Consider the following 21,777-nt stretch of genomic DNA (forward strand, 5'->3'; position numbering starts at 1 on the left):
TTCGTGCTGCTGTTCAGCACCCTCGGTTATTTCTTTCCGATATTCGGTGAAGGCAACACCCCGGCGGCGGTGATCGGCGCCTCGGTATTGCTGTGGGGCGTGCATTTTCTGGTGCTGCGCGGGATCAAGGAAGCAGCGTTCATCAACCTGGTGACCACGGTGGCCAAGGTCGTGCCGCTGCTGCTGTTCGTGTTGATCGCGGTCTTCGCCTTCAAACTGGACATCTTCACCGCCGACATCTGGGGCGTGAAAAACCCTGACCTGGGCAGTGTGATGAACCAGGTGCGCAACATGATGCTGGTCACCGTGTGGGTGTTCATCGGCATCGAGGGCGCGAGCATCTTCTCGGCGCGGGCGGAAAAACGTTCCGACGTCGGTAAAGCCACGGTGATCGGTTTCATCACCGTGCTGCTGTTCCTGGTGCTGGTCAACGTGCTGTCGCTGGGCATCATGACCCAGCCGGAACTGGCAAAACTGCAGAACCCGTCGATGGCTGCGGTACTTGAACACGTGGTCGGGCATTGGGGCGCGGTGCTGATCAGCGTCGGCCTGATCATCTCGCTGTTGGGGGCGCTGCTGTCGTGGGTGCTGCTGTGCGCGGAGATCATGTTCGCCGCCGCCAAAGACCACACCATGCCGGAGTTTCTGCGCAAGGAAAACGCCAATCACGTACCGGTCAACGCCCTGTGGCTGACCAACGCGATGGTGCAGATCTTCCTGATCATCACCCTGTTTTCGGCGAGCACTTACCTGTCGCTGATCTACCTCGCCACGTCGATGATTCTGGTGCCGTATCTGTGGTCGGCGGCTTACGCCCTGCTGCTGGCGGTGCGTGGCGAGAGTTACGAAGGCTTCGCCGCCGAGCGGCGCAAGGATCTGATTATCGGCGGCATCGCCCTGATTTATGCGGTGTGGCTGCTGTATGCCGGCGGGGTCAAGTATCTGCTGCTCTCGGCCCTGCTCTACGCACCCGGCGCGATCCTGTTCGCCAAGGCCAAGCTGGAACTCAAGCAAGCGATTTTCACCAACGTCGAGAAGCTGATTTTCGCCGCAGTGGTCATAGGCGCCGTCGTGGCGGCCTACGGTCTCTACGATGGCTTCCTGACGCTGTAACCCCTGATTGAATTGTCATCTGGAGGAACATTGAAATGACCACGGAAAAAGTGAAGTACGGCGTCCACTCCGAAGCCGGGAAACTGCGTAAAGTCATGGTCTGCTCCCCAGGTCTGGCCCATCAGCGGCTGACCCCGAACAACTGCGATGAACTGCTGTTCGACGACGTGCTGTGGGTGGCGCAGGCCAAGCGCGATCACTTCGACTTCGTCACCAAGATGCGTGAGCGCGGCATCGATGTGCTGGAAATGCACAACCTGCTCACCGACATCGTCGCCATCCCCGAGGCACTGGACTGGATTCTTGAGCGCAAGGTCACCGCCGACTCGGTAGGCCTGGGCTTGATCAACGAAGTCAAATCCTGGCTGAAAAGCCTCGAGCCACGGCACATTGCCGAGTTTCTGATCGGCGGGGTTTCCGCCGACGATTTGCCGGACAGCTTCGGTGGCAAGACCATCCAGATGTTCCGCGACTTCCTCGGCCACTCCAGCTTCATTCTGCCGCCGCTGCCGAACACTCAGTTCACCCGCGACACCACCTGCTGGATCTACGGCGGCGTGACGCTCAACCCGATGTACTGGCCAGCGCGCCGTCAGGAAACCCTGCTGACTACCGCCATCTACAAATTCCATCCGCAGTTCACCAACGCCGACTTCGAGATCTGGTACGGCGACCCGGACAAGGATCACGGCAGCTCCACCCTTGAGGGCGGCGACGTCATGCCGATCGGCAATGGCGTGGTGTTGATCGGCATGGGCGAACGTTCGTCGCGTCAGGCCATCGGCCAACTGGCGCTGAACCTGTTCAAGAACAAAGCCGTGGAAAAAGTCATCGTCGCCGGCCTGCCGAAATCCCGCGCAGCGATGCACCTGGACACCGTGTTCAGCTTCTGCGACCGCGACCTGGTGACGATCTTCCCCGAAGTGGTCAACCAGATCGTCGCCTTCACCCTGCGCCCTGACGACAGCAAACAGGGCGGCATCGACATTCGCCGCGAAGAAGGCAGTTTCCTCGACACCGTCGCCGCGGCGCTCAACCTGCCCAAGCTGCGCGTGGTGGAAACCGGCGGCAACAGCTTCGCCGCCGAACGCGAGCAATGGGACGACGGCAACAACGTGGTGGCGGTGGAACCGGGCGTGGTCATCGGCTACGACCGCAACACCTACACCAACACCCTGCTGCGCAAGGCCGGCGTGGAAGTCATCACCATCAGCGCCGGCGAACTGGGCCGCGGCCGCGGCGGCGGCCACTGTATGACCTGCCCGATTATCCGCGACCCGATCGATTACTAACCTCTGAGCCCTGGCCGGCACTTACCGAGTGCAGCCAGGGGGATAACCGACACCGAAGGAGATCCATCATGGCTTTTAACATCCACAACCGTAACCTGCTCAGCCTGGAACACCACACCCCACGTGAGCTGCGTTACCTGCTCGACCTGTCCCGCGATCTGAAACGCGCGAAATACACCGGCACCGAACAACAACACCTGAAGGGCAACAACATCGCCCTGATCTTCGAAAAAACCTCGACCCGCACCCGTTGCGCGTTCGAAGTAGCGGCCTACGACCAAGGCGCCAACGTTACCTACATCGACCCGAATTCCTCGCAGATCGGCCACAAGGAAAGCATGAAGGACACCGCCCGCGTGCTGGGGCGCATGTACGACGCGATCGAATACCGTGGATTCAAACAGGAGATCGTCGAGGAGCTGGCCAAGTTCGCCGGGGTGCCGGTGTTCAACGGCCTGACCGATGAATATCACCCGACCCAGATGATCGCCGACGTGCTGACCATGCGTGAACACGCCGACAAGCCAATCCACGAAATCAGCTACGCCTACCTCGGCGATGCGCGCAACAACATGGGCAACTCGCTGCTGCTGATCGGCGCCAAACTGGGCATGGACGTGCGCATCTGCGCGCCGAAGGCCCTGTGGCCGCTGGACGATCTGGTTGAGCGTTGCCATAAATATGCGGAAGAAAGTGGCGCACGCATCACCCTGACCGAAGATCCGAAAGCCGCCGTCAAAGGCGTCGACTTCATCCACACCGACGTTTGGGTGTCGATGGGTGAACCGGTGGAAGCCTGGGCCGAGCGCATCCAGCAATTGCTGCCGTATCAGGTCAACGCCGAACTGATGAAAGCCAGCGGCAACCCGCGCACCAAGTTCATGCACTGCCTGCCCGCCTTTCACAACAGCGATACCAAAGTCGGCAAGCAGATTGCCGAGCAGTATCCGCACCTGAAAAACGGCATCGAAGTGACCGACGACGTGTTCGAGTCGCCCGCCTGCATCGCCTTCGAGCAAGCGGAAAACCGCATGCACACGATCAAGGCGATTCTGGTCTCGACCCTGGCTGATCTCTAACTGATCGACCCGGTCCCTGTGGGAGCTGGCTTGCCAGCGATTGCGGTGTGTCAGCCGACATAGACACTGACTGATACACCGCTATCGCGGGCAAGCCCGGCTCCCACAGGGATCGCATTCGTCCTGCACGAACTCACTGTTTTCTAGAAGGACATGCACCATGCGTATCGTCGTAGCTCTGGGCGGTAACGCCCTGCTCCGCCGTGGCGAGCCGATGACCGCTGACAACCAGCGCGCCAACATCCGCATCGCCACCGAGCAAATCGCCAAGATCCATCCCGGCAACCAACTGGTCATCGCCCACGGCAATGGCCCGCAAGTCGGCCTGCTGTCGCTGCAAGCGGCGGCCTACACCTCGGTCAGCCCTTACCCGCTGGACGTCCTCGGCGCCGAAACCGAAGGCATGATCGGCTACATCATCGAACAGGAACTGGGCAACCTGCTCGACTTCGAAGTGCCGTTCGCCACCCTGCTCACCCAGGTCGAAGTCGACGCCAACGACCCGGCCTTCAAGAACCCGAGCAAACCGATCGGCCCGGTGTACGACAAGGCCGAAGCGGAAAAACTCGCCGCCGAGAAAGGCTGGGCGATTGCCCCGGACGGCGACAAATTCCGTCGTGTGGTGGCCAGCCCACGGCCGAAACGCATCTTCGAAATCCGCCCGATCAAATGGCTGCTCGACAAAGGCAGCATCGTGATCTGCGCCGGCGGCGGCGGGATTCCGACAATGTACGACGAGCAGCGCAACCTCAAGGGCATCGAGGCGGTGATCGACAAGGACCTGTGTTCGGCGCTGCTCGCTGAACAGCTGGAGGCCGATCTGCTGGTGATCGCTACCGACGTCAATGCGGCGTTCATCGACTATGGCAAACCGACGCAGAAAGCCATCGCCGAAGCGCACCCGGATGAACTCGAACGGCTGGGTTTCGCCGCCGGCTCCATGGGACCGAAGGTGCAGGCAGCCTGCGAATTCGCGCGCCATACTGGCAAGGTTGCAGTGATCGGCTCGCTGGCGGATATCGAAGCGATCGTGCAAGGCACCGCCGGTACGCGCGTGTCCACGGCCAAGCCCGGCATCAGCTACCGAGAACGATAACTCCGGGGGCAGGCCCTGGGCCTGCCCTTCTCCCATGCCTTGAAAGGAGTAACTCAATGGCCCAATTCGAACCTGGTCATTTGCACATCGAGCGACACGCGTTGACCGACGATGACGTCAATTACAACGTGTGCCTGGACTACGAAGTGTTCACCGATCCGCAGAAAGGCAAAGGCATCCAGTTCACCCTGCATGGCAGCATGCAAGGCAAGGACGTGAAGGAGACGTTTTTCCTGCCCAGGGAAGAGGCTTACAACTTCGCCCGCGATGTGACGCGGATTGCAGAGAAGTACGGGATTCCCAAGACCCACAGCCAGATCGGCTCGGTGCACAAGCATTACGATCTGATGTTCGAGGACATTCGGCAGAAGCTGAATATGCACTCCGGGGATCCGGTGAATCCTGAGCATTTCGAATAAAGATCAAAAGCCCCTCACCCTAGCCCTCTCCCGGAGGGAGAGGGGACTGAACGGTGGATGCTTCGGAATTACGCCGTCCTGATACTGCGTCACTGAATCCATAATCGCCTCGATCGTTCAGGTCCAAGTATCACCCAAGACACCGCGGTCAGCTCCCTCTCCCCCTGGGAGAGGGCTGGGGTGAGGGTGCTTTTAATTTAAGGCATACTTGCGCGCTCCGCTCCGCAGATCACTGAACCGCCCCATGCGTATCCACGTCAGCTTCATCGACCGCGTCGGCATTACCCAGGAAGTCCTGGCTATCCTCGGTGGGCGCAATCTCAATCTGGATGCGGTGGAGATGATCCCGCCGAACGTCTACATCGATGCGCCGACCCTGAGCGCGCAAGTGCTCGAAGAGCTCAAGGATGCGCTGTTTCGGGTCCGTGGCGTCGAGGCGGTGACGGTGGTCGACATCCTTCCCGGCCAGCGTCGGCACCTGCAACTCGATGCCCTGCTGGCGGCGATGACCGACCCGGTGCTGGCCCTCGACAGCGCCGGCAAGGTGCTGCTGGCCAACCCGGCGTTGATCGCGCTGTACGGTCGCGAACCGGCCGGGGAAAGTGTCGCGGAACTGTTCAACGACCCGGCGCTGCTCGACACCCTGCTCGAACATGGCTTTCGCCTGCCGCTGCGCGAGATCACCGTCAACGGCCAGACCCTGCTGCTCGACGCCACGCCGATCACCGACGCTGGCGCGCTGTTGACCTTGTATCAACCGAACCGCATCGGCGAACAGCTCTCGGCACTGCACCACGATCACGCCGAAGGCTTCGATGCGCTGCTCGGCGAATCCCCGGCAATCCGCACCCTCAAGGCCCGCGCGCAGCGGGTTGCCGCGCTGGATGCGCCGCTGCTGATCCAGGGCGAAACCGGTACCGGTAAAGAACTGGTCGCCCGCGCCTGCCATGCGATCAGCGCGCGCCACAGTGCGCCGTTTCTCGCGCTCAACTGCGCGGCGCTGCCGGAAAACCTCGCCGAGAGCGAGCTGTTCGGCTACGCCCCCGGCGCCTTTACCGGCGCGGCGCGCGGTGGCAAACCGGGGCTGATGGAGCTGGCCAACCAGGGCACGGTGTTTCTCGATGAGATCGGCGAAATGTCACCGTACCTGCAAGCCAAACTGCTGCGTTTTCTCAACGACGGCAGTTTCCGCCGGGTGGGCGGTGATCGCGAAGTGAAGGTCGATGTGCGCATCCTCAGCGCCACCCATCGCGATCTGGAAAAAATGGTCAGCGAAGGCCTGTTCCGCGAAGACCTGTTCTATCGCCTCAACGTGCTCAACGTCGAAGTGCCGCCGCTGCGCGAACGCGGCCAGGACATTCTGCTGCTAGCACGCTATTTCATGCAGCAAGCCTGTGCACAGATTCAACGCCCGGTCTGCCGCCTCGCGCCGGGGACTTACCCGGCGCTGCTCGGCAACCGCTGGCCGGGCAATGTGCGGCAGCTGCAGAACGTGATCTTCCGCGCGGCGGCGATCTGTGAAAGCAGCCTGGTGGATATCGGCGACCTCGACATCGCCGGCACCTCGGTCGCGCGGCAGACCGACACCGACGTCGACAGCCTTGAACAGGCAGTCGAAGGGTTCGAGCGCGAACTGCTGGAAAAGCTCTATGTGAGCTACCCGTCAACCCGACAACTGGCGAGCCGTTTGCAGACCTCGCACACCGCGATCGCCCACCGGCTGCGCAAGTACGGCATACCCAACAAACTTTAAGATCACCTCATCCCCTGTGGGAGCTGGCTTGCCAGCGATGATGGCGGCACAGGCACCATTGATCGCGACTGGTAGACCGCTATCGCTGGCAAGCCAGCTCCCACAAGGAAAGGGGCGGATTCGAAATCCGCTCAAAAACGACCTTCATCTGTACTGAAACCGCTACAGCGGAACGATTTCGCTACACCCTCCCCTGATCACCGCTGTCCAAGGCTTTGATCCCGCTCAGCTTTTTTCTTTGCCTACCACTGTAGCGATTTCGCTACACCTGCCGATTTCAAGGCAGCCCCGCCAATCTGTAACCTGTTGATCCTAAAGGTAAATATCTTGTTGGCCGCATTCTTGCTACTCATCTCCTCATCAATAAGGGCATCACCGCCCACGCTTTCCACCGCGTCCACCAGACGAGTCTGGCCCCTGAGGAGTTTCCATGAGCGAGTTGCGTTTTACTGAAGATCACGAATGGCTGCGCACCGAAGCTGACGGCAGCGTTACTGTCGGCATTACCGCTTTCGCGCAGAACGCCCTGGGCGACGTGGTGTTCGTGCAACTGCCTGAGCTGCAGACCTACGAAAAAGGCGCCGAAGCCGCCACCGTGGAATCGGTAAAGGCTGCCAGCGGCGTGTACATGCCGCTCGATGGCGACGTACTGGAAGTCAACCCGGCGCTGGAAGATGCCCCGGAACTGGTCAACGAAGATCCGCTGGGCCAGGGCTGGTTCTTCCGCTTCCAGCCAAGCGACGCCGCGGCCGTCGCCAAACTGCTCGATCAGGACGCTTACGACCGTCTGATCAAAGCCCAAGCCGAAGCCTGAGGATTAACGTCATGACCCAAGTAAACCTCGGCACCGCCAACGAATTCATCGCCCGTCACATCGGCCCGCGCGCCGGCGACGAGCAAGCCATGCTCAACAGCCTCGGCTTCGATTCCCTCGAAGCCCTGAGCGCCAGCGTCATCCCGGAAAGCATCAAGGGCACCAGCGTCCTCGGTATGGACGACGGCCTCAGCGAAGCCGACGCGCTGGCGATGATCAAATCGATCGCCGGCAAAAACCAGCTGTTCAAGACTTACATCGGCCAGGGCTACTACAACTGCCACACGCCGTCGCCGATCCTGCGCAACCTGCTGGAGAACCCGGCCTGGTACACCGCGTACACGCCGTACCAGCCTGAGATTTCCCAGGGCCGTCTCGAAGCGCTGCTGAACTTCCAGACGATGATCAGCGACCTCACCGGCCTGCCGATCGCCAACGCCTCTTTGCTCGACGAAGCCACCGCCGCTGCCGAAGCCATGACCTTCTGCAAACGCCTGAGCAAGAACAAGGGCAGCCACCAGTTCTTCGCCTCGATCCACAGCCACCCGCAAACCCTCGACGTGCTGCGCACCCGTGCCGAGCCGCTGGGCATCGACGTCGTGGTCGGCGATGAGCGCGAACTGACCGACGTGACGCCGTTTTTCGGCGCACTGCTGCAATACCCGGCCAGCAACGGCGATGTGTTCGACTACCGCGAACTGACCGAACGCTTCCACGCCGCCAATGCGCTGGTTGCGGTCGCTGCCGATCTGCTGGCCCTGACCCTGCTGACCGCCCCGGGCGAGTTCGGTGCTGACGTGGCAATCGGTTCGGCGCAACGCTTCGGCGTACCGCTGGGCTTCGGTGGCCCGCACGCCGCTTACTTCTCCACCAAAGATGCGTTCAAGCGCGACATGCCGGGCCGTCTGGTCGGTGTTTCGGTTGACCGCTTCGGCAAGCCGGCGCTGCGTCTGGCCATGCAGACCCGCGAGCAACATATCCGTCGCGAGAAAGCCACTTCGAACATCTGCACCGCGCAGGTGCTGCTGGCCAACATCGCCAGCATGTACGCCGTGTATCACGGCCCGAAAGGCCTGACGCAGATCGCCAACCGCGTGCATCACCTGACCGCGATTCTGGCCAAGGGCCTGACTGCTCTGGGCGCTAACGTCGAACAAACCAGTTTCTTCGACACCCTGACTGTGGCCACCGGCGCGCAAACCGCCGCGCTGCACGACAAGGCGCACGCGGCGCAGATCAACCTGCGCGTCATCGACGCCGAACGCCTGGGCCTGTCGGTCGACGAAACCACCACCCAAGCCGATATCGAAACCCTGTGGGACCTGTTCGCTGACGGCAAGACCCTGCCGGACTTCGCTGCGCTGGCCGCGACGGTGCAGAGCACCATTCCGGCCTCGCTGGTTCGCCAGTCGCCGATTCTCAGCCACCCGGTGTTCAACCGTTATCACTCGGAAACCGAGCTGATGCGCTACCTGCGCAAACTGGCGGACAAGGACCTGGCACTGGATCGCACGATGATCCCGCTGGGCTCATGCACCATGAAACTCAACGCCGCCAGCGAAATGATCCCGGTGACCTGGGCCGAATTCGGTGCGCTACACCCGTTCGCCCCGGCCGCACAAAGCGCTGGTTACCAGCAACTGACCGATGAACTGGAAGCGATGCTCTGCGCCGCTACCGGCTACGACTCGATCTCGCTTCAGCCGAACGCCGGTTCGCAAGGCGAGTACGCCGGCCTGCTGGCGATCCGCGCCTACCACCAGAGCCGTGGCGATGAACGCCGCGATATCTGCCTGATCCCGTCGTCGGCCCACGGCACCAACCCGGCCACCGCCAACATGGCCGGCATGCGCGTCGTCGTCACCGCGTGCGATGCGCGTGGCAACGTCGACATCGAAGACCTGCGCGCCAAAGCCATCGAGCACCGCGAACACCTCGCCGCGCTGATGATCACCTACCCGTCGACCCACGGCGTGTTCGAGGAAGGCATCCGCGAAATCTGCGCGATCATTCATGACAACGGCGGCCAGGTGTACATCGACGGCGCCAACATGAACGCGATGGTCGGCCTCTGCGCACCGGGCAAGTTCGGCGGCGACGTGTCGCACCTGAACCTGCACAAGACCTTCTGCATTCCTCACGGCGGTGGCGGCCCGGGCGTCGGCCCGATCGGCGTCAAGTCGCACCTGACTCCGTTCCTGCCGGGCCACGGCCAGATGGAACGCAAGGAAGGCGCAGTTTGCGCGGCACCGTTCGGCAGCGCGAGCATTCTGCCGATCACCTGGATGTACATCCGCATGATGGGCGGCGCCGGTCTGAAACGCGCTTCGCAACTGGCGATCCTCAACGCCAACTACATTTCCCGCCGCCTCGAAGAGCACTACCCGGTGCTGTACACCGGCAGTAACGGCCTGGTGGCGCACGAGTGCATTCTCGATTTGCGTCCGTTGAAAGACAGCAGCGGCATCAGCGTCGATGACGTTGCCAAGCGCCTGATCGACTTCGGCTTCCACGCCCCGACCATGTCCTTCCCGGTCGCCGGCACACTGATGATCGAGCCGACCGAAAGCGAATCCAAAGAAGAACTGGACCGCTTCTGCGACGCCATGATCCGCATCCGCGAAGAAATCCGCGCAGTGGAAAACGGCACTCTGGACAAAGACGACAACCCACTGAAAAACGCCCCGCACACCGCGGCGGAACTGGTGGGCGAGTGGACTCATCCGTACAGCCGCGAGCAAGCGGTGTACCCGGTGGCGTCGCTGGTTGAAGGCAAATACTGGCCACCGGTCGGTCGCGTCGACAACGTCTTCGGCGATCGCAACCTGGTGTGCGCCTGCCCGTCGATCGAAAGCTACGCTTAAACGTATGCGGGATCAGTTATCGCTCATCCCGCAAACACCGCAGATCCCTGTAGGAGTGAGCCTGCTCGCGATAGCGGTGCGTCAGATAACAGTTGTGTTGGCTGATACACCGCTATCGCGAGCAGGCTCACTCCTACAAGGGAATGCGGCGAGCCAAGGAAATTAGCCAATTCCCATAACAAGAAACCGGAGAAACACTCATGTCGTTAAGCGTGTTCGACCTGTTCAAGATTGGCATCGGCCCTTCCAGTTCCCATACCGTCGGGCCGATGCGCGCGGCGGCGCGTTTCGCCGAAGGTCTGCGGCGTGAAAACCTGCTGGCGGCCACCGCCAGCGTTCGCGTCGAGCTGTACGGCTCGCTCGGCGCCACCGGCAAAGGACACGGCAGCGACAAGGCCGTGCTGCTTGGCCTCGAAGGCGAGCACCCGGACACCGTCGACACCGAAACCGTCACCGCGCGTCTGCAAGAGATTCGTGGCAGCGGCCAGCTGAATCTGCTCGGCGAACAGAGCATTGCGTTCAACGAGAAAGAACATCTGGCGATGATTCGCAAACCGCTGGCCTATCACCCCAACGGCATGATTTTCCGCGCCTTCGATGCGGCGGGGCTGCAGATTCGCAGCCGTGAGTACTACTCGGTGGGCGGTGGTTTTGTCGTCGATGAGGATGCCGCCGGTGCTGACCGCATCGTCGAGGACGCCACACCGCTGACGTTCCCGTTCAAGAGCGCCAAGGACTTGCTCGGACATTGCAGCACCTACGGCCTGTCGATCAGCCAGGTGATGCTGACCAACGAAAGCGCCTGGCGCCCGGAAGCGGAGACTCGCACCGGTCTGCTGAAGATCTGGCAGGTGATGCAGGACTGCGTCGCGGCGGGTTGCCGTAACGAAGGTATTTTGCCCGGTGGTCTGAAAGTGAAACGCCGGGCGGCGGCGCTGCACCGACAGCTTTGCAAAAACCCGGAATCGGCGCTGCGCGATCCGCTGTCAGTGCTCGACTGGATCAACCTGTATGCGCTGGCGGTCAACGAAGAAAACGCCAACGGAGGGCGCGTGGTCACGGCGCCAACCAACGGCGCGGCGGGGATCATTCCGGCCGTGCTGCATTACTACATGCGTTTTATCTCCGGCGCGAATGACGACGGCGTCGTGCGGTTTCTGCTGACCGCTGCGGCGATCGGCATTCTTTACAAGGAAAATGCTTCGATCTCCGGCGCTGAAGTCGGTTGTCAGGGTGAAGTCGGCGTCGCCTGTTCGATGGCGGCCGGCGCACTTTGCGAAGTCCTCGGCGGCAGCGTGCAGCAAGTCGAGAACGCCGCGGAAATCGGCATGGAACACAACCTCGGCCTGACCTGCGACCCGATTGGCGGGCTGGTGCAAGTACCGTGCATCGAGCGCAACGCGATGGGCTCGGTGAAAGCGATCAACGCGGTACGCATGGCCATGCGCGGCGACGGCCAGCATTTCGTTTCCCTCGACAAAGTCATCCGCACCATGCGCCAGACCGGCGCCGACATGAAAAGCAAATACAAGGAAACCGCCCGCGGCGGCCTGGCGGTCAACATTATCGAATGCTGAACGTAACTAGCCCCCTCTCCCTCCGGGAGAGGGCTGGGGTGAGGGGCTCTTGATCTTGCCCTTCACCTGAACCGAATTTCAAAGGAGCCACGCATGTCCACCGAACAACAACTCTCGAAAACCCCGCTCCACGCGCTGCACCTCGAACTCGGCGCCCGCATGGTGCCCTTCGCCGGCTACGACATGCCCGTGCAATACCCGCTCGGCGTGATGAAAGAACACCAGCACACCCGCGAACAGGCCGGCCTGTTCGACGTCTCGCACATGGGCCAGATCCGTCTGAGCGGCGCAAACGCCGCAAAAGCCCTGGAAACCCTGGTGCCGGTGGACATCATCGACCTGCCAGTGGGCATGCAGCGCTACGCCATGTTCACCAATGACAGCGGCGGCATCCTCGATGACCTGATGGTCGCGAACCTTGGCAACGACGAACTGTTCCTGGTGGTCAACGCCGCCTGCAAGGATCAGGACCTGGCGCATCTGCAACAACACATCGGCGATCAGTGCACCATTACGGCGCTCTTCGAAGAGCGCGCGCTGCTGGCGCTCCAAGGACCGGCAGCCATTACCGTGCTGGCACGACTGGCTCCGGACGTGGCGAAGATGACCTTCATGCAATTCGCCCGCGTCAATCTGCTGGGTGTCGACTGTTTTGTCAGCCGTTCGGGCTACACCGGTGAAGACGGTTTCGAAATCTCGGTACCGGCCGCTGACGCGGAAAAAATCACACGCGCCCTGCTCGCTGAATCGGAGGTCCAGGCCATCGGCCTCGGTGCACGCGACTCGCTGCGTCTGGAAGCCGGCCTGTGCCTGTACGGCCACGACATGAACACCGAGACCACGCCGATCGAGGCCAGTTTGCTCTGGGCGATTTCCAAGGCACGCCGCGTGGATGGCACGCGGGCCGGCGGTTTCCCCGGCGCGGAACAGATTTTTGCGCAACAGAAAAACGGCATCGCCCGCAAGCGCGTCGGCCTGCTGCCACAGGAACGTACGCCAGTGCGTGAAGGCGCAGAGATCGTCAACGAAGCCGGCGAAATCATCGGCAGCGTGTGTAGCGGTGGTTTCGGCCCAACCTTGGGTGGGCCGTTGGCGATGGGTTATCTCGACAGTGTATATGCCGCGCTTGAAACGCCGGTGTGGGCCATCGTGCGTGGGAAAAAGGTGCAAATGCTTGTAAGCAAAATGCCATTTGTTCCACAACGCTACTACCGCGGCTGATTGACTGTTTCCATAAGTAACGCGATTGCGTTATGCGTGCACTAATGTGTAACGCAATCGCCACAAAAAAGTGCATTAGCCAGCGTTTGATTCGAATATGAACTTTACTTATAACCTTTGCAAAAAAGCGAACAACCAGTCGGTGTAAGGCTGCACTAACAAACTGACAAAATGCCAGCAACCGCAGTAAAACCGGGGCCTTCGCGGGGCTTGTTTTTTCTCCCGTAGTTGGCGTAGAGTTCGTTCACTGTGTTTGCATGGGTCAGCTTTGAATCGTGACCTGGGCAGTAGCCTACAAGTTAGCTACATCCCGCTCGACGTCTTCTTACTCTCCTGCAACCAGCCCCAGTACTCTTTCATGAGAAAGAGACTGTCATCAATTTAATGCGTCAAAGGAAATAAGAAATGTCCACACGTCAGAGCGGTACCGTCAAGTGGTTCAACGACGAGAAAGGTTTTGGTTTTATCACTCCTGAAAGCGGTCCGGATCTGTTCGTGCATTTCCGCGCCATTCAGGGCAACGGCTTCAAAAGCTTGAAGGAAGGCCAGAAAGTGACCTTCGTTGCTGTGCAGGGCCAGAAAGGCATGCAGGCTGACGAAGTACAAGCCGAAGCCTGATTTCTGCTACGAAAAAGCCCCTGATATTGATATCAGGGGCTTTTTTGTGCGCGCGAATCCGTAAAATGCCGTTTCCCTTCGCGTCCAGAGGCTGCCATGTCGAAAAACCTGCTCACCCCACAGGGCGACTTTCCTGCCGTCGGTCTTGGTCGACGCCTGGCGGCGATGTTCTATGACTTTCTGCTGTGCACCGCCCTGCTGATCGTCACCGGCTTCGTCTACAAGCTGATTCAGGCCGCGATCATTGGCGAAGAACGCCTGCGGGCGATGACGGATGCCGGGCAGCTCGATGGCGATCCGCTTTACTCGACGGTGCTGCTGCTGGTGCTGTTCGGCTTTTTCGCCAAGTTCTGGACCCATGGCGGGCAGACGCTGGGCATGCAGGTGTGGGGCATCCGCGTGCAGAACGCCAATGGCACGGCAATCAGCCTGTGGCAAGCGCTGTTGCGCTTCATGGTGTCGATCGCGTCGTGGCTGTGCGTGGGACTGGGATTCTTCTGGTCGCTGTCTGACAAGCAGAAGCGCACCTGGCATGACATCTATTCGGATAGCCATGTTGTGCGGATCCCGAAGAAGACCAAATAACTTCCAGACACCCAAAACCAATGTAGGAGTGAGCCTGCTCGCGATAGCGGTGTGTCAGTCAACATATTCGTTGTTTGACACACCGCTATCGCGAGCAGGCTCACTCCTACAGGTTTGTTTGTTGCCTGAAAGATCTAGGCGTTACCGGCCAATTTCATCCGCGCGGCTTGGGTGAAGTCCAGCATGCGCTTCAACGGTCGGATCGCCTGCGGAATCAATGCCGGATCGACAAAGATCTCGTTCGTGCCTTCCTTCAAGCTCTTCAGCGTGCGCTCAAGGGTGTTCATGGCCATCCACGGGCAATGTGCGCAGCTGCGGCATGCCGCGCCGTTACCGGCGGTGGGCGCTTCGATGAAGACCTTGTCCGGGCACAGCTGCTGCATCTTGTAGAAGATGCCACGGTCGGTCGCCACAATCAGCGTCTTGTTCGGCAGGCTTTGCGCGGCTGCAATCAACTGACTGGTCGAGCCGACGGCATCGGCCAGCTCGATCACCGAAGTCGGCGACTCCGGGTGCACCAGAATCGCCGCGTCCGGGTACAGCGCTTTCATGTCTTCGAGCTGCTTGGACTTGAACTCTTCGTGGACGATGCAGGCACCGTCCCAGAGCAGCATGTCGGCGCCGGTCTTGCGCTGAATGTAGGTACCCAGGTGCTTGTCCGGGCCCCAGATGATCGTCTCGCCGTTGTCCATCAGGCTTTCGACGATTTCCAGCGCGCAACTTGAGGTCACCACCCAGTCGGCACGTGCCTTTACCGCTGCCGAGGTGTTGGCGTAGACCACCACGGTGCGCTCCGGATGCTGATCGCAGAACGCCGAGAACTCGTCGACCGGGCAACCGAGGTCCAGCGAGCAGGTCGCCTCCAGGGTTGGCATCAGCACGCGTTTTTCCGGGTTGAGAATCTTCGCCGTCTCGCCCATGAATTTCACGCCTGCGACCACCACGGTCTTGGCCGGGTGGGCATTGCCGAAGCGCGCCATCTCCAGTGAGTCGGACACGCAACCACCGGTTTCCTCGGCCAGGGCCTGAATCACCGGATCGCAATAGAAGTGAGCCACGAGCACCGCGTCCTGAGCCTTGAGCTCGGCGGCAATGGCGGAACGGTAATAAGCCTCTTCCTCTGCCGTCAGCGGTTTGGGCTGTTTGGCGTCGAGGTGGGCTTGAACCAGGAGGCGTTCGGAAATCTGCGTCATGTTCGCAAGACCTGCAGGCGCATTCGCGCGAAAGTCGAGTATACACCCGGCTCCGGACCGCTTGAGGGTACCGCCGGGAGAGTGAGTAGTATCAGGCACGGACAGCGTTGAAGCTGCGCAAGGCTACAGAATATCCCGTTGATACAAAAGATCATTCTGACCTGTGTCAGCCGAGGGGTCAGCGAAACAGGCGATGGCCGAATTGCAGGCAAAAAAAAACCCGGAAATCCTCACTTTCGTGGGCCTTCCGGATTTTCTAAACCGCCAAATATGGTGGGTCGTGTGGGATTCGAACCTACGACCAATTGGTTAAAAGCCAACTGCTCTACCAACTGAGCTAACGACCCGCTGTGTGGTGGCGCGTATAATACTGATTTTTAAGGACTATTCAACACCTTTTTGAAAAAAATCAAAAATAAGGGGTTGGATCGTCCACACCCGCTGCCACGAAGCCTTCTGCGCGCAGTCGGCAGCTGTCGCATTTACCGCACGCACGGCCGTCATCGTCGGCCTGATAGCAGGAAACGGTCAGGCCATAATCGACGCCGAGCTTCACACCAGCCTGGACGATCTGCGCCTTGCTCAGGTTCTGCAAAGGCGCCTGGATACGGAAGCCATTGCCCTCGACGCCGGCCTTGGTCGCCAGATTGGCCATGCGCTCGAACGATTCGATGAACTCCGGGCGGCAATCCGGGTAACCGGAATAATCCACTGCATTGACGCCGATGAAGATGTCACGCGCGCCGAGCACTTCTGCCCAGCCCAGTGCCAGCGACAGGAACACGGTGTTGCGTGCCGGCACGTAAGTGACCGGAATGCCCTCGCCCAGCTCTTCAGGGATGTCGATGCTGCTGTCGGTCAATGCTGAGCCGCCCATCCCATTCAGATTGAGGCCGATGACCTTGTGCTCAACAACGCCCAAGTCGCGAGCCACGCGCGCAGCGGCGTGCAATTCGGCGTGAGAGCGCTGACCGTAATCGAAGCTCATGGTGTAGCAGGCATAACCTTCGGCACGGGCCATGGCTACCACGGTGGCCGAGTCGAGGCCGCCGGACAGCAGGATGACCGCACGTTTTTCGGTAGTGTTCAGTTGTTCAGTCATCTCAGCGCCCCGGCTCGTCATTCCAAAGATATTTGTGCAGCTGCAATTGCAGGCGCACCGGCAGGTTGTCCGCCACCACCCAGTCCGCCAGCTCACGCGCGTTCAAGTCATGGTGACTGGGGGAAAACAGTACTTCCCCGGCGCGGCGGTCGAGACCGTATTGAATCAGTTTCGATACCGCCCAGTCGTAGTCCTCGCGCGAGCAGATGACAAACTTCACCTGATCGTTGGGCGTGAGCAGTTCGATATTTTCGTAGCGGTTGCGATGGGCTTCTTTTGAGCCCGGTGTTTTCAGATCCACGACGCGACTGACGCGCGGATCGACCGCCGAAACGTCGAGGGCGCCGCTGGTTTCCAGCGAGACCTCGTAGCCGGCGTCACACAACTGCTTGAGCAAAGGAATGGCGTTCGGCTGGGCCAGCGGTTCTCCGCCGGTGACGCAGACGTAGCGCGGGCGAAACCCGGCGACCTGCTCGAGGATGTCCTCGAGGGTGCGCACGGTGCCGCCGCTGAAGGCGTAGGCGCTGTCACAGTACTGGCAACGCAAGGGGCAACCAGTCAGGCGCACGAAAACCGTAGGCAGCCCGGCAGTCCGCGTTTCCCCCTGCAACGAGTAGAAAACTTCGGTGATTCTCAATGTGTCTTGCATAGTCGCCACGGGCGTAACAGCTAAACAGGCTGTCCGCCTCCGTCAGGCACTTCAGGCAATCCCGCCAACGCGTGGACCACAAGAAGCGTGTTTCAGAAAAAGGGCGTGAATTCTAACGAAAAAACCCGCGACAAGCGCGGGTTTCTTCCAAACGGGTCAAGCCTGCTTACATGCGTTGCAGATCGCGCTGGGCCAGCTGCGCGGCGGAAGTCCCCGGATACTGGGAAACCACCTGCTGCAAGATGCCTTTGACCTTGTCGGTGTGACCGAGACGGCGTTCTACGTCAGCCAGCTTGTACAGCGAATCCGGCACTTTGTTGTGCTTGGGATACAGCTGCGAAACCTTGGCAAACGCTTGACCTGCACCTTGCAGATCGCCTTTGGCCAGGTTCACTTCGCCCAGCCAGTACTGGGCGTTGCCCGCGTACTGACTGTTCGGGTATTTACGCAGGAAAGCGGCAAACGCCTGGCTGGCCTTGTCGAAATCCTTGGCTTTGATCAGGTCGAAAGCGGCATCGTAATACAGCTTTTCCTTGGCCGGATCAGCCGGTTCGCTACCTGCGGCAGGCGCCTGGGCAGCCGTGGCAGCCCCCGCACCGGCGGCAGCACCGGCAGCAGCACTTGCATCGCCACCGGCAGAAGAATTCTCGGGAGTCGCGGCTGGTGCAACGCCGGATCCTATGCGCCGATCAAGATCCTGGTATCGCTCCAGGGATTCCTGCTTCATGCGCGCAACCTGATTTTGCAGTTCTTCGATCACGCCTTGCTGGCGCGAGATCTGATCCTGCATCTGTTGCAATTGGTTGAACAGCATGCCTTGTGCCGAGGCAGGGGCCGAAGCCGCTCCCCCGGCATAGGCGCCGTTCGTACCGTAACCCGCAGGCGGATAACTGCTCCCGCTATTGTTATAACCGGAGTTGTCATCGACCACAGGAACCGCAGCCCACGCCGCAAGCGGCGCGAGGCTGAGAGCCAGAACAGTTACAGCACGACGGCACGTTCGCATATCGAATTACTTACGCAGTTCGACGCGACGGTTCTGGGCCCAGGACTGCTCGTCGTTGCCGGTAGCAACTGGACGCTCTTCGCCGTAGGAAACCAGTTCCAGCTGAGCTGGGGAAACACCTTGCAGTACCAGGTAGCGCTGAACGGCTTTCGCACGACGCTCGCCCAGTGCCATGTTGTACTCACGAGTACCACGTTCGTCGGTGTTGCCTTCCAGAACAACGCGAGCGCCGTTTGCTTTCAGGTCTTTGGCGTGAACGTCCAGAGCGCGCATGGCTTCTGGCTTCAGGTCCGAGCTGTCGTATTCGAAGTAGAAGGTGGTGATTGCGCGCAGAGCAGCTTCTTCGCTCAGGGAACCGTCAACGGCACCGGTGTTTGCGCCGTAACCAGCGTTTGGATCAACAGCGCCTTCACCGGCGTTGTCGCCGCCTTTGGACGAGCAACCTACAGCTACAGCCATGGCCAGAGCCAGCGCAGCAAATTTACCAAACTTCAGCATTTCCATCGTGAAACTCCTAATGAACCCCAGTGTGTTAAGTAAAACGTGTAGCGCCCGCTCACTTCAGGTAAGGGGACCAGGACGGTTCTCTGACTTCGCCTTGAGCGGTAGGAAGCGGGAGCCTCACGCGCCCATTAATGGACACGAGCATCAAGACTCCCCGGCCCTGTTGGCGGGTGGCGTAGATTACCATGGTGCCGTTGGGCGCAACAGTAGGTGACTCGTCCAGAGTGCTATCAGTGAGGATCTTTACACTACCCCGCTGCAGATCCTGAGCTGCCACCTTGAAATTGGTGAAGCCATCCTGACGATGGATCATCACCAAAGTCTTTTCATCAGCCGACAGTTTCGGGTTGGCGTTGTAGTTACCTACGAACGTCACACGCTCGGCACCACCGCCACTGGCGCTGGTTTTATAGATCTGCGGCTTGCCGCCACGGTCCGAGGTGAAGTAGATGGTCGAGCCATCCTTGCCCCAGTACGGTTCGGTGTTGATGCCAGGTCCCGAGGTCACGCGGGTGATCTGACGCGAACCGAGGTTCATGACGTAGATGTCCGGGTTACCGTCTTTCGACAGTACGAACGCCAGACGCGTGCCATCCGGCGACCAGGCTGGCGCACCGTTCAGGCCTTCGAAGTTGGTGATCTGCTCGCGGCGACCGGTGTCGATGTTCTGCATGAAGATGCGCGGGCGCTTCTGTTCGAACGACACATACGCGATGCGCTTGCCATCCGGTGCGAAACGCGGCGACAGGATCGGCTCGCGCGATTGCAGCAGGGTCACTGCACGGGCGCCGTCGTAGTCGGAACGCTGCAGGGTGTAGCGGGTGTTTTTCTCGGAGAAGCGCTCGGCGGTCACGTACAGCAGACGCGTCGAGAAGGCACCGTCGATACCGGTCAGTTTCTGGAACGACTGGTCGGAGATGAAGTGCGCCATGTCACGCAGTTGATCGGTCGTACCGGAAACACTGCCGTCAGCCACTTTTTGTTCGGTGGCAACGTTGAACAATGCCCACTGCACCTGCAGGCGACCGCCCGCTGGAGCGATGCTGCCGACCATCATGTACTGAGCACCCACCGCCTTCCAGTCACGGAAGATGATTTCGCTCGGCTGGCTTGGCTGGCTGATCATGTTGGCTTTTGGAATCGGCGAGTAATAGCCCGAGTTGCGCAAATCGTTGCCAATGATTTCAGCCATGTCATCCGGCAGCACCGCACCGCCCTGCATGCCGAACGGTACGACGGCGATCGGCGTTGCCCGATCGCTGCCGCTGGTGACCAGAATGTTCTTTTCCTCTGCCATCGCGATCCCTGCCATGCAGCAGATCACGACCAGCATTCCTCGAAGAAGGTTTCTCACAAGGCTAGATCCTCAGGTGTGAATGTCATCTTGAATGAACGATACGGAGCGAAATCGCTCGGCTTCATTCCCTGCATTTCTGTCAAACGTCCAATATTCTTCACTGCCGCGACTGCCGAAGCATCGAACGGACCATCACCACTGGACTTGGCCACGCTGACCGAAGTCACCGTGCCGTCCGGCAACATGCCGATCTGCAGTACCACCGTCATGCCTTTGCGTGCCGAAGGTGGACGTGCCCAACCTTCTGCCGCTCGCGCACGAATCAGGTCATCGAAACTGCCCGCGACTTCGTCACCCTGCTCATCGGCCAAGGCCTGCTGGCGCTGCGGCGTGTCGGAAAGCAGATCTGCCAGGGCCTGAGCCTTTTTGTCTTCGGCAGATTTGCGTGCCGCTTCCTGCGCTTTCTTCTTCGCAGCATCGGCAGCAGCTTTCTTCTTCGCGTCCTCGGCGACTTTCTTCTTCGCCTCTTCAGCTTCAGCTTTCTTCTTGGCGTCTTCGGCGGCTTTCTTTTTCGCGTCTTCGACGATTTTCTTCTTGGCTTCTTCCGCAGCGGCTTTCTTGGCCTCTTCTTCAGCGGCCTTCTTGGCTTCGTCTTCGGCTTTCTTCTTGGCTATATCAGCCAATTGTTTCTCTTCGGCCTTTTTCGCTTCGGCTTTCTTCGCGTCGTCGGCTTTCTTGGCTTCATCAGCCTTTTTCGCTTCGTCCGCTTTCTTCGCCTCGTCGGCCTTCTTGGCTTCCTCGGCCTTTTGAGCCGCTTCCTCTTTCTTTTGTTCCGCCGCCTTCACTGCTTCCTGCTCGATCTTTTTCTGTTCCATCTGCTCGACTTCGGTCTGGCGCGCGGCGGATTTCTTCGCCTCACCCGCAATCTTCTGATTGGTCTGGGTGGTTGCCTGACTTTTCGATTTCAGCTGGTACAGGGTCGCCTGGACGATCGGCTTGGCCGGCGGCAGTTCAGGCGTAAAGGCAAAACTGACGAACAGCATGCCGAACACCAGCACGTGCAGGACAATCGCCAGAACGCTGGGCCAGAAGTAGCTTTCCGAGGCGGACGGCTCTCGCTGTTGCTGCATCAGGGGGCCTCGGTAATCAGACCAACGTTACCGACCCCGGCCTTCTGCAACCCGCCCATGGCACCCATGACGGCGCCGTAGTCGACAGTCTTGTCGCCACGAATGAACACCTGGGTGCGTTTGCCGCCCTCGGTGCCGGCGCGAATGATCTTGGTCACAGCGTCAGTCATCTGCGGCAGGGTCATGGCGCGATCCTGCTGTTTCTCGGTGTCTACTTCGCTGCCAAGGTTCCAGTAGTAGGTCTTGTCAGCCTTGATCGAAATGGTCAGGACCTGGGTGTTGTTGTCCTGCGGCAAGGCTTCGCTGGAAACCTTGGGCAGATCAACTTTCACGCCCTGATTGAGCATCGGCGCGGTCACCATGAAGATGACCAGCAGCACCAACATCACGTCGATGTAGGGCACTACGTTCATCTCGGCGACCGGCTTGCGCTTTTTGCGAGCTCGAGCGATTAAAGCCATCGGG

Annotated in this window: 20 protein-coding genes and 1 tRNA gene; 12 read left to right on the forward strand and 9 right to left on the reverse strand. The window is 60.2% G+C overall.

Features of this window, described 5'->3' with window-relative positions; translation table 11 throughout:
* The 12 genes from ACYYKW_RS09990 to ACYYKW_RS10045 form a co-directional block, all read left to right on the forward strand.
* Positions 1-1,113, forward strand: a 1,113-nt coding sequence (locus ACYYKW_RS09990) for a basic amino acid/polyamine antiporter (RefSeq protein ID WP_464990025.1), incomplete at its 5' end; no start/stop codon positions are given.
* A gap of 35 nt (positions 1,114-1,148) precedes the next feature.
* The gene (gene arcA, locus ACYYKW_RS09995; protein ID WP_093099008.1) at positions 1,149-2,405 is read left to right on the forward strand and encodes an arginine deiminase; all 1,257 of its coding nucleotides are present in this window, start codon (positions 1,149-1,151) and stop codon (positions 2,403-2,405) included.
* A 68-nt stretch (positions 2,406-2,473) separates the two neighbouring features.
* Positions 2,474-3,484 (forward strand): ornithine carbamoyltransferase, encoded by a 1,011-nt coding sequence (locus tag ACYYKW_RS10000; protein ID WP_053123054.1) that lies wholly within the window; start codon positions 2,474-2,476, stop codon positions 3,482-3,484.
* Between the two features lie 160 nt (positions 3,485-3,644).
* Positions 3,645-4,580, forward strand: a complete 936-nt coding sequence (arcC, locus tag ACYYKW_RS10005; protein WP_464990026.1) for a carbamate kinase — start codon at positions 3,645-3,647, stop codon at positions 4,578-4,580.
* 56 nt (positions 4,581-4,636) lie between these two features.
* A complete protein-coding gene (locus ACYYKW_RS10010) occupies positions 4,637-4,999 on the forward strand; it encodes a DUF5064 family protein (RefSeq protein ID WP_464990027.1) in 363 nt (120 codons plus the stop codon).
* 244 nt (positions 5,000-5,243) lie between these two features.
* Positions 5,244-6,752, forward strand: a complete 1,509-nt coding sequence (locus tag ACYYKW_RS10015) for a sigma-54-dependent transcriptional regulator (RefSeq protein WP_336355277.1) — start codon at positions 5,244-5,246, stop codon at positions 6,750-6,752.
* 430 nt (positions 6,753-7,182) lie between these two features.
* Positions 7,183-7,566 (forward strand): glycine cleavage system protein GcvH, encoded by a 384-nt coding sequence (gene gcvH, locus ACYYKW_RS10020; RefSeq protein ID WP_093098996.1) that lies wholly within the window; start codon positions 7,183-7,185, stop codon positions 7,564-7,566.
* An 11-nt stretch (positions 7,567-7,577) separates the two neighbouring features.
* A complete protein-coding gene (gene gcvP, locus ACYYKW_RS10025) occupies positions 7,578-10,430 on the forward strand; it encodes an aminomethyl-transferring glycine dehydrogenase (protein WP_464990028.1) in 2,853 nt (950 codons plus the stop codon).
* 200 nt (positions 10,431-10,630) lie between these two features.
* Positions 10,631-12,007 (forward strand): L-serine ammonia-lyase, encoded by a 1,377-nt coding sequence (locus ACYYKW_RS10030; RefSeq protein ID WP_464990029.1) that lies wholly within the window; start codon positions 10,631-10,633, stop codon positions 12,005-12,007.
* Positions 12,008-12,100: 93 nt separating this feature from the next.
* Positions 12,101-13,228, forward strand: coding sequence for a glycine cleavage system aminomethyltransferase GcvT (gcvT, locus tag ACYYKW_RS10035; protein WP_464990030.1), 1,128 nt, complete (start codon positions 12,101-12,103; stop codon positions 13,226-13,228).
* Positions 13,229-13,633: 405 nt separating this feature from the next.
* Positions 13,634-13,846, forward strand: a complete 213-nt coding sequence (locus tag ACYYKW_RS10040) for a cold-shock protein (protein ID WP_003227496.1) — start codon at positions 13,634-13,636, stop codon at positions 13,844-13,846.
* 96 nt (positions 13,847-13,942) lie between these two features.
* Positions 13,943-14,431, forward strand: a complete 489-nt coding sequence (locus ACYYKW_RS10045; protein ID WP_464990031.1) for an RDD family protein — start codon at positions 13,943-13,945, stop codon at positions 14,429-14,431.
* A 134-nt stretch (positions 14,432-14,565) separates the two neighbouring features.
* Here ACYYKW_RS10045 and nadA read toward each other — a convergent pair whose 3' ends face one another.
* The 9 genes from nadA to tolR all read right to left on the reverse strand — a co-directional run bounded on the left by nadA (position 14,566) and on the right by tolR (position 21,764).
* Positions 14,566-15,624, reverse strand: a complete 1,059-nt coding sequence (gene nadA, locus ACYYKW_RS10050) for a quinolinate synthase NadA (RefSeq protein ID WP_016773509.1) — start codon at positions 15,622-15,624, stop codon at positions 14,566-14,568.
* Positions 15,625-15,895: 271 nt separating this feature from the next.
* Positions 15,896-15,971, reverse strand: a tRNA-Lys gene (locus ACYYKW_RS10055).
* A gap of 62 nt (positions 15,972-16,033) precedes the next feature.
* Positions 16,034-16,726 (reverse strand): 7-cyano-7-deazaguanine synthase QueC, encoded by a 693-nt coding sequence (gene queC / locus ACYYKW_RS10060; RefSeq protein ID WP_464990032.1) that lies wholly within the window; start codon positions 16,724-16,726, stop codon positions 16,034-16,036.
* Position 16,727: 1 nt separating this feature from the next.
* Positions 16,728-17,375, reverse strand: coding sequence for a 7-carboxy-7-deazaguanine synthase QueE (queE, locus tag ACYYKW_RS10065; protein WP_464990033.1), 648 nt, complete (start codon positions 17,373-17,375; stop codon positions 16,728-16,730).
* A gap of 166 nt (positions 17,376-17,541) precedes the next feature.
* Entirely contained in the window at positions 17,542-18,381 is an 840-nt protein-coding gene (ybgF, locus tag ACYYKW_RS10070; RefSeq protein ID WP_090285605.1) for a tol-pal system protein YbgF, read from the reverse strand.
* Positions 18,382-18,387: 6 nt separating this feature from the next.
* Complete coding sequence (gene pal, locus ACYYKW_RS10075; protein WP_003178634.1) at positions 18,388-18,885, reverse strand: peptidoglycan-associated lipoprotein Pal; 498 nt, start codon at positions 18,883-18,885, stop codon at positions 18,388-18,390.
* Positions 18,886-18,937: 52 nt separating this feature from the next.
* On the reverse strand, positions 18,938-20,218 hold the full coding sequence (tolB, locus tag ACYYKW_RS10080; protein WP_172833323.1) for a Tol-Pal system beta propeller repeat protein TolB: 1,281 nt from the start codon (positions 20,216-20,218) through the stop codon (positions 18,938-18,940).
* A gap of 17 nt (positions 20,219-20,235) precedes the next feature.
* Positions 20,236-21,312 carry a cell envelope integrity protein TolA gene (gene tolA / locus ACYYKW_RS10085; RefSeq protein ID WP_016773505.1) on the reverse strand — a complete coding sequence of 359 codons (1,077 nt, stop codon included), beginning with the start codon at positions 21,310-21,312 and terminating at the stop codon, positions 20,236-20,238.
* Positions 21,312-21,764 carry a protein TolR gene (tolR, locus tag ACYYKW_RS10090; RefSeq protein WP_160767866.1) on the reverse strand — a complete coding sequence of 151 codons (453 nt, stop codon included), beginning with the start codon at positions 21,762-21,764 and terminating at the stop codon, positions 21,312-21,314. The genes tolA and tolR overlap by 1 nt, the downstream gene beginning before the upstream one ends.
* Between the last annotated feature and the right edge of the window lie 13 nt (positions 21,765-21,777).

The organism is Pseudomonas sp. 15C (assembly GCF_055484735.1).

What these genes read in the sequence shown, in the direction of transcription:
- arcA (WP_093099008.1), top strand. Translation starts at nt 1,149, where the DNA reads ATGACCACGGAAAAAGTGAAGTACGGCGTCCACTCCGAAGCCGGGAAA.
- ACYYKW_RS10000 (WP_053123054.1), top strand. Translation starts at nt 2,474, where the DNA reads ATGGCTTTTAACATCCACAACCGTAACCTGCTCAGCCTGGAACACCAC.
- arcC (WP_464990026.1), top strand. Translation starts at nt 3,645, where the DNA reads ATGCGTATCGTCGTAGCTCTGGGCGGTAACGCCCTGCTCCGCCGTGGC.
- ACYYKW_RS10010 (WP_464990027.1), top strand. Translation starts at nt 4,637, where the DNA reads ATGGCCCAATTCGAACCTGGTCATTTGCACATCGAGCGACACGCGTTG.
- ACYYKW_RS10015 (WP_336355277.1), top strand. Translation starts at nt 5,244, where the DNA reads ATGCGTATCCACGTCAGCTTCATCGACCGCGTCGGCATTACCCAGGAA.
- gcvH (WP_093098996.1), top strand. Translation starts at nt 7,183, where the DNA reads ATGAGCGAGTTGCGTTTTACTGAAGATCACGAATGGCTGCGCACCGAA.
- gcvP (WP_464990028.1), top strand. Translation starts at nt 7,578, where the DNA reads ATGACCCAAGTAAACCTCGGCACCGCCAACGAATTCATCGCCCGTCAC.
- ACYYKW_RS10030 (WP_464990029.1), top strand. Translation starts at nt 10,631, where the DNA reads ATGTCGTTAAGCGTGTTCGACCTGTTCAAGATTGGCATCGGCCCTTCC.
- gcvT (WP_464990030.1), top strand. Translation starts at nt 12,101, where the DNA reads ATGTCCACCGAACAACAACTCTCGAAAACCCCGCTCCACGCGCTGCAC.
- ACYYKW_RS10040 (WP_003227496.1), top strand. Translation starts at nt 13,634, where the DNA reads ATGTCCACACGTCAGAGCGGTACCGTCAAGTGGTTCAACGACGAGAAA.
- ACYYKW_RS10045 (WP_464990031.1), top strand. Translation starts at nt 13,943, where the DNA reads ATGTCGAAAAACCTGCTCACCCCACAGGGCGACTTTCCTGCCGTCGGT.
- nadA (WP_016773509.1), bottom strand. Translation starts at nt 15,624, where the DNA reads ATGACGCAGATTTCCGAACGCCTCCTGGTTCAAGCCCACCTCGACGCC.
- queC (WP_464990032.1), bottom strand. Translation starts at nt 16,726, where the DNA reads ATGACTGAACAACTGAACACTACCGAAAAACGTGCGGTCATCCTGCTG.
- queE (WP_464990033.1), bottom strand. Translation starts at nt 17,375, where the DNA reads ATGCAAGACACATTGAGAATCACCGAAGTTTTCTACTCGTTGCAGGGG.
- ybgF (WP_090285605.1), bottom strand. Translation starts at nt 18,381, where the DNA reads ATGCGAACGTGCCGTCGTGCTGTAACTGTTCTGGCTCTCAGCCTCGCG.
- pal (WP_003178634.1), bottom strand. Translation starts at nt 18,885, where the DNA reads ATGGAAATGCTGAAGTTTGGTAAATTTGCTGCGCTGGCTCTGGCCATG.
- tolB (WP_172833323.1), bottom strand. Translation starts at nt 20,218, where the DNA reads ATGCTGGTCGTGATCTGCTGCATGGCAGGGATCGCGATGGCAGAGGAA.
- tolA (WP_016773505.1), bottom strand. Translation starts at nt 21,312, where the DNA reads ATGCAGCAACAGCGAGAGCCGTCCGCCTCGGAAAGCTACTTCTGGCCC.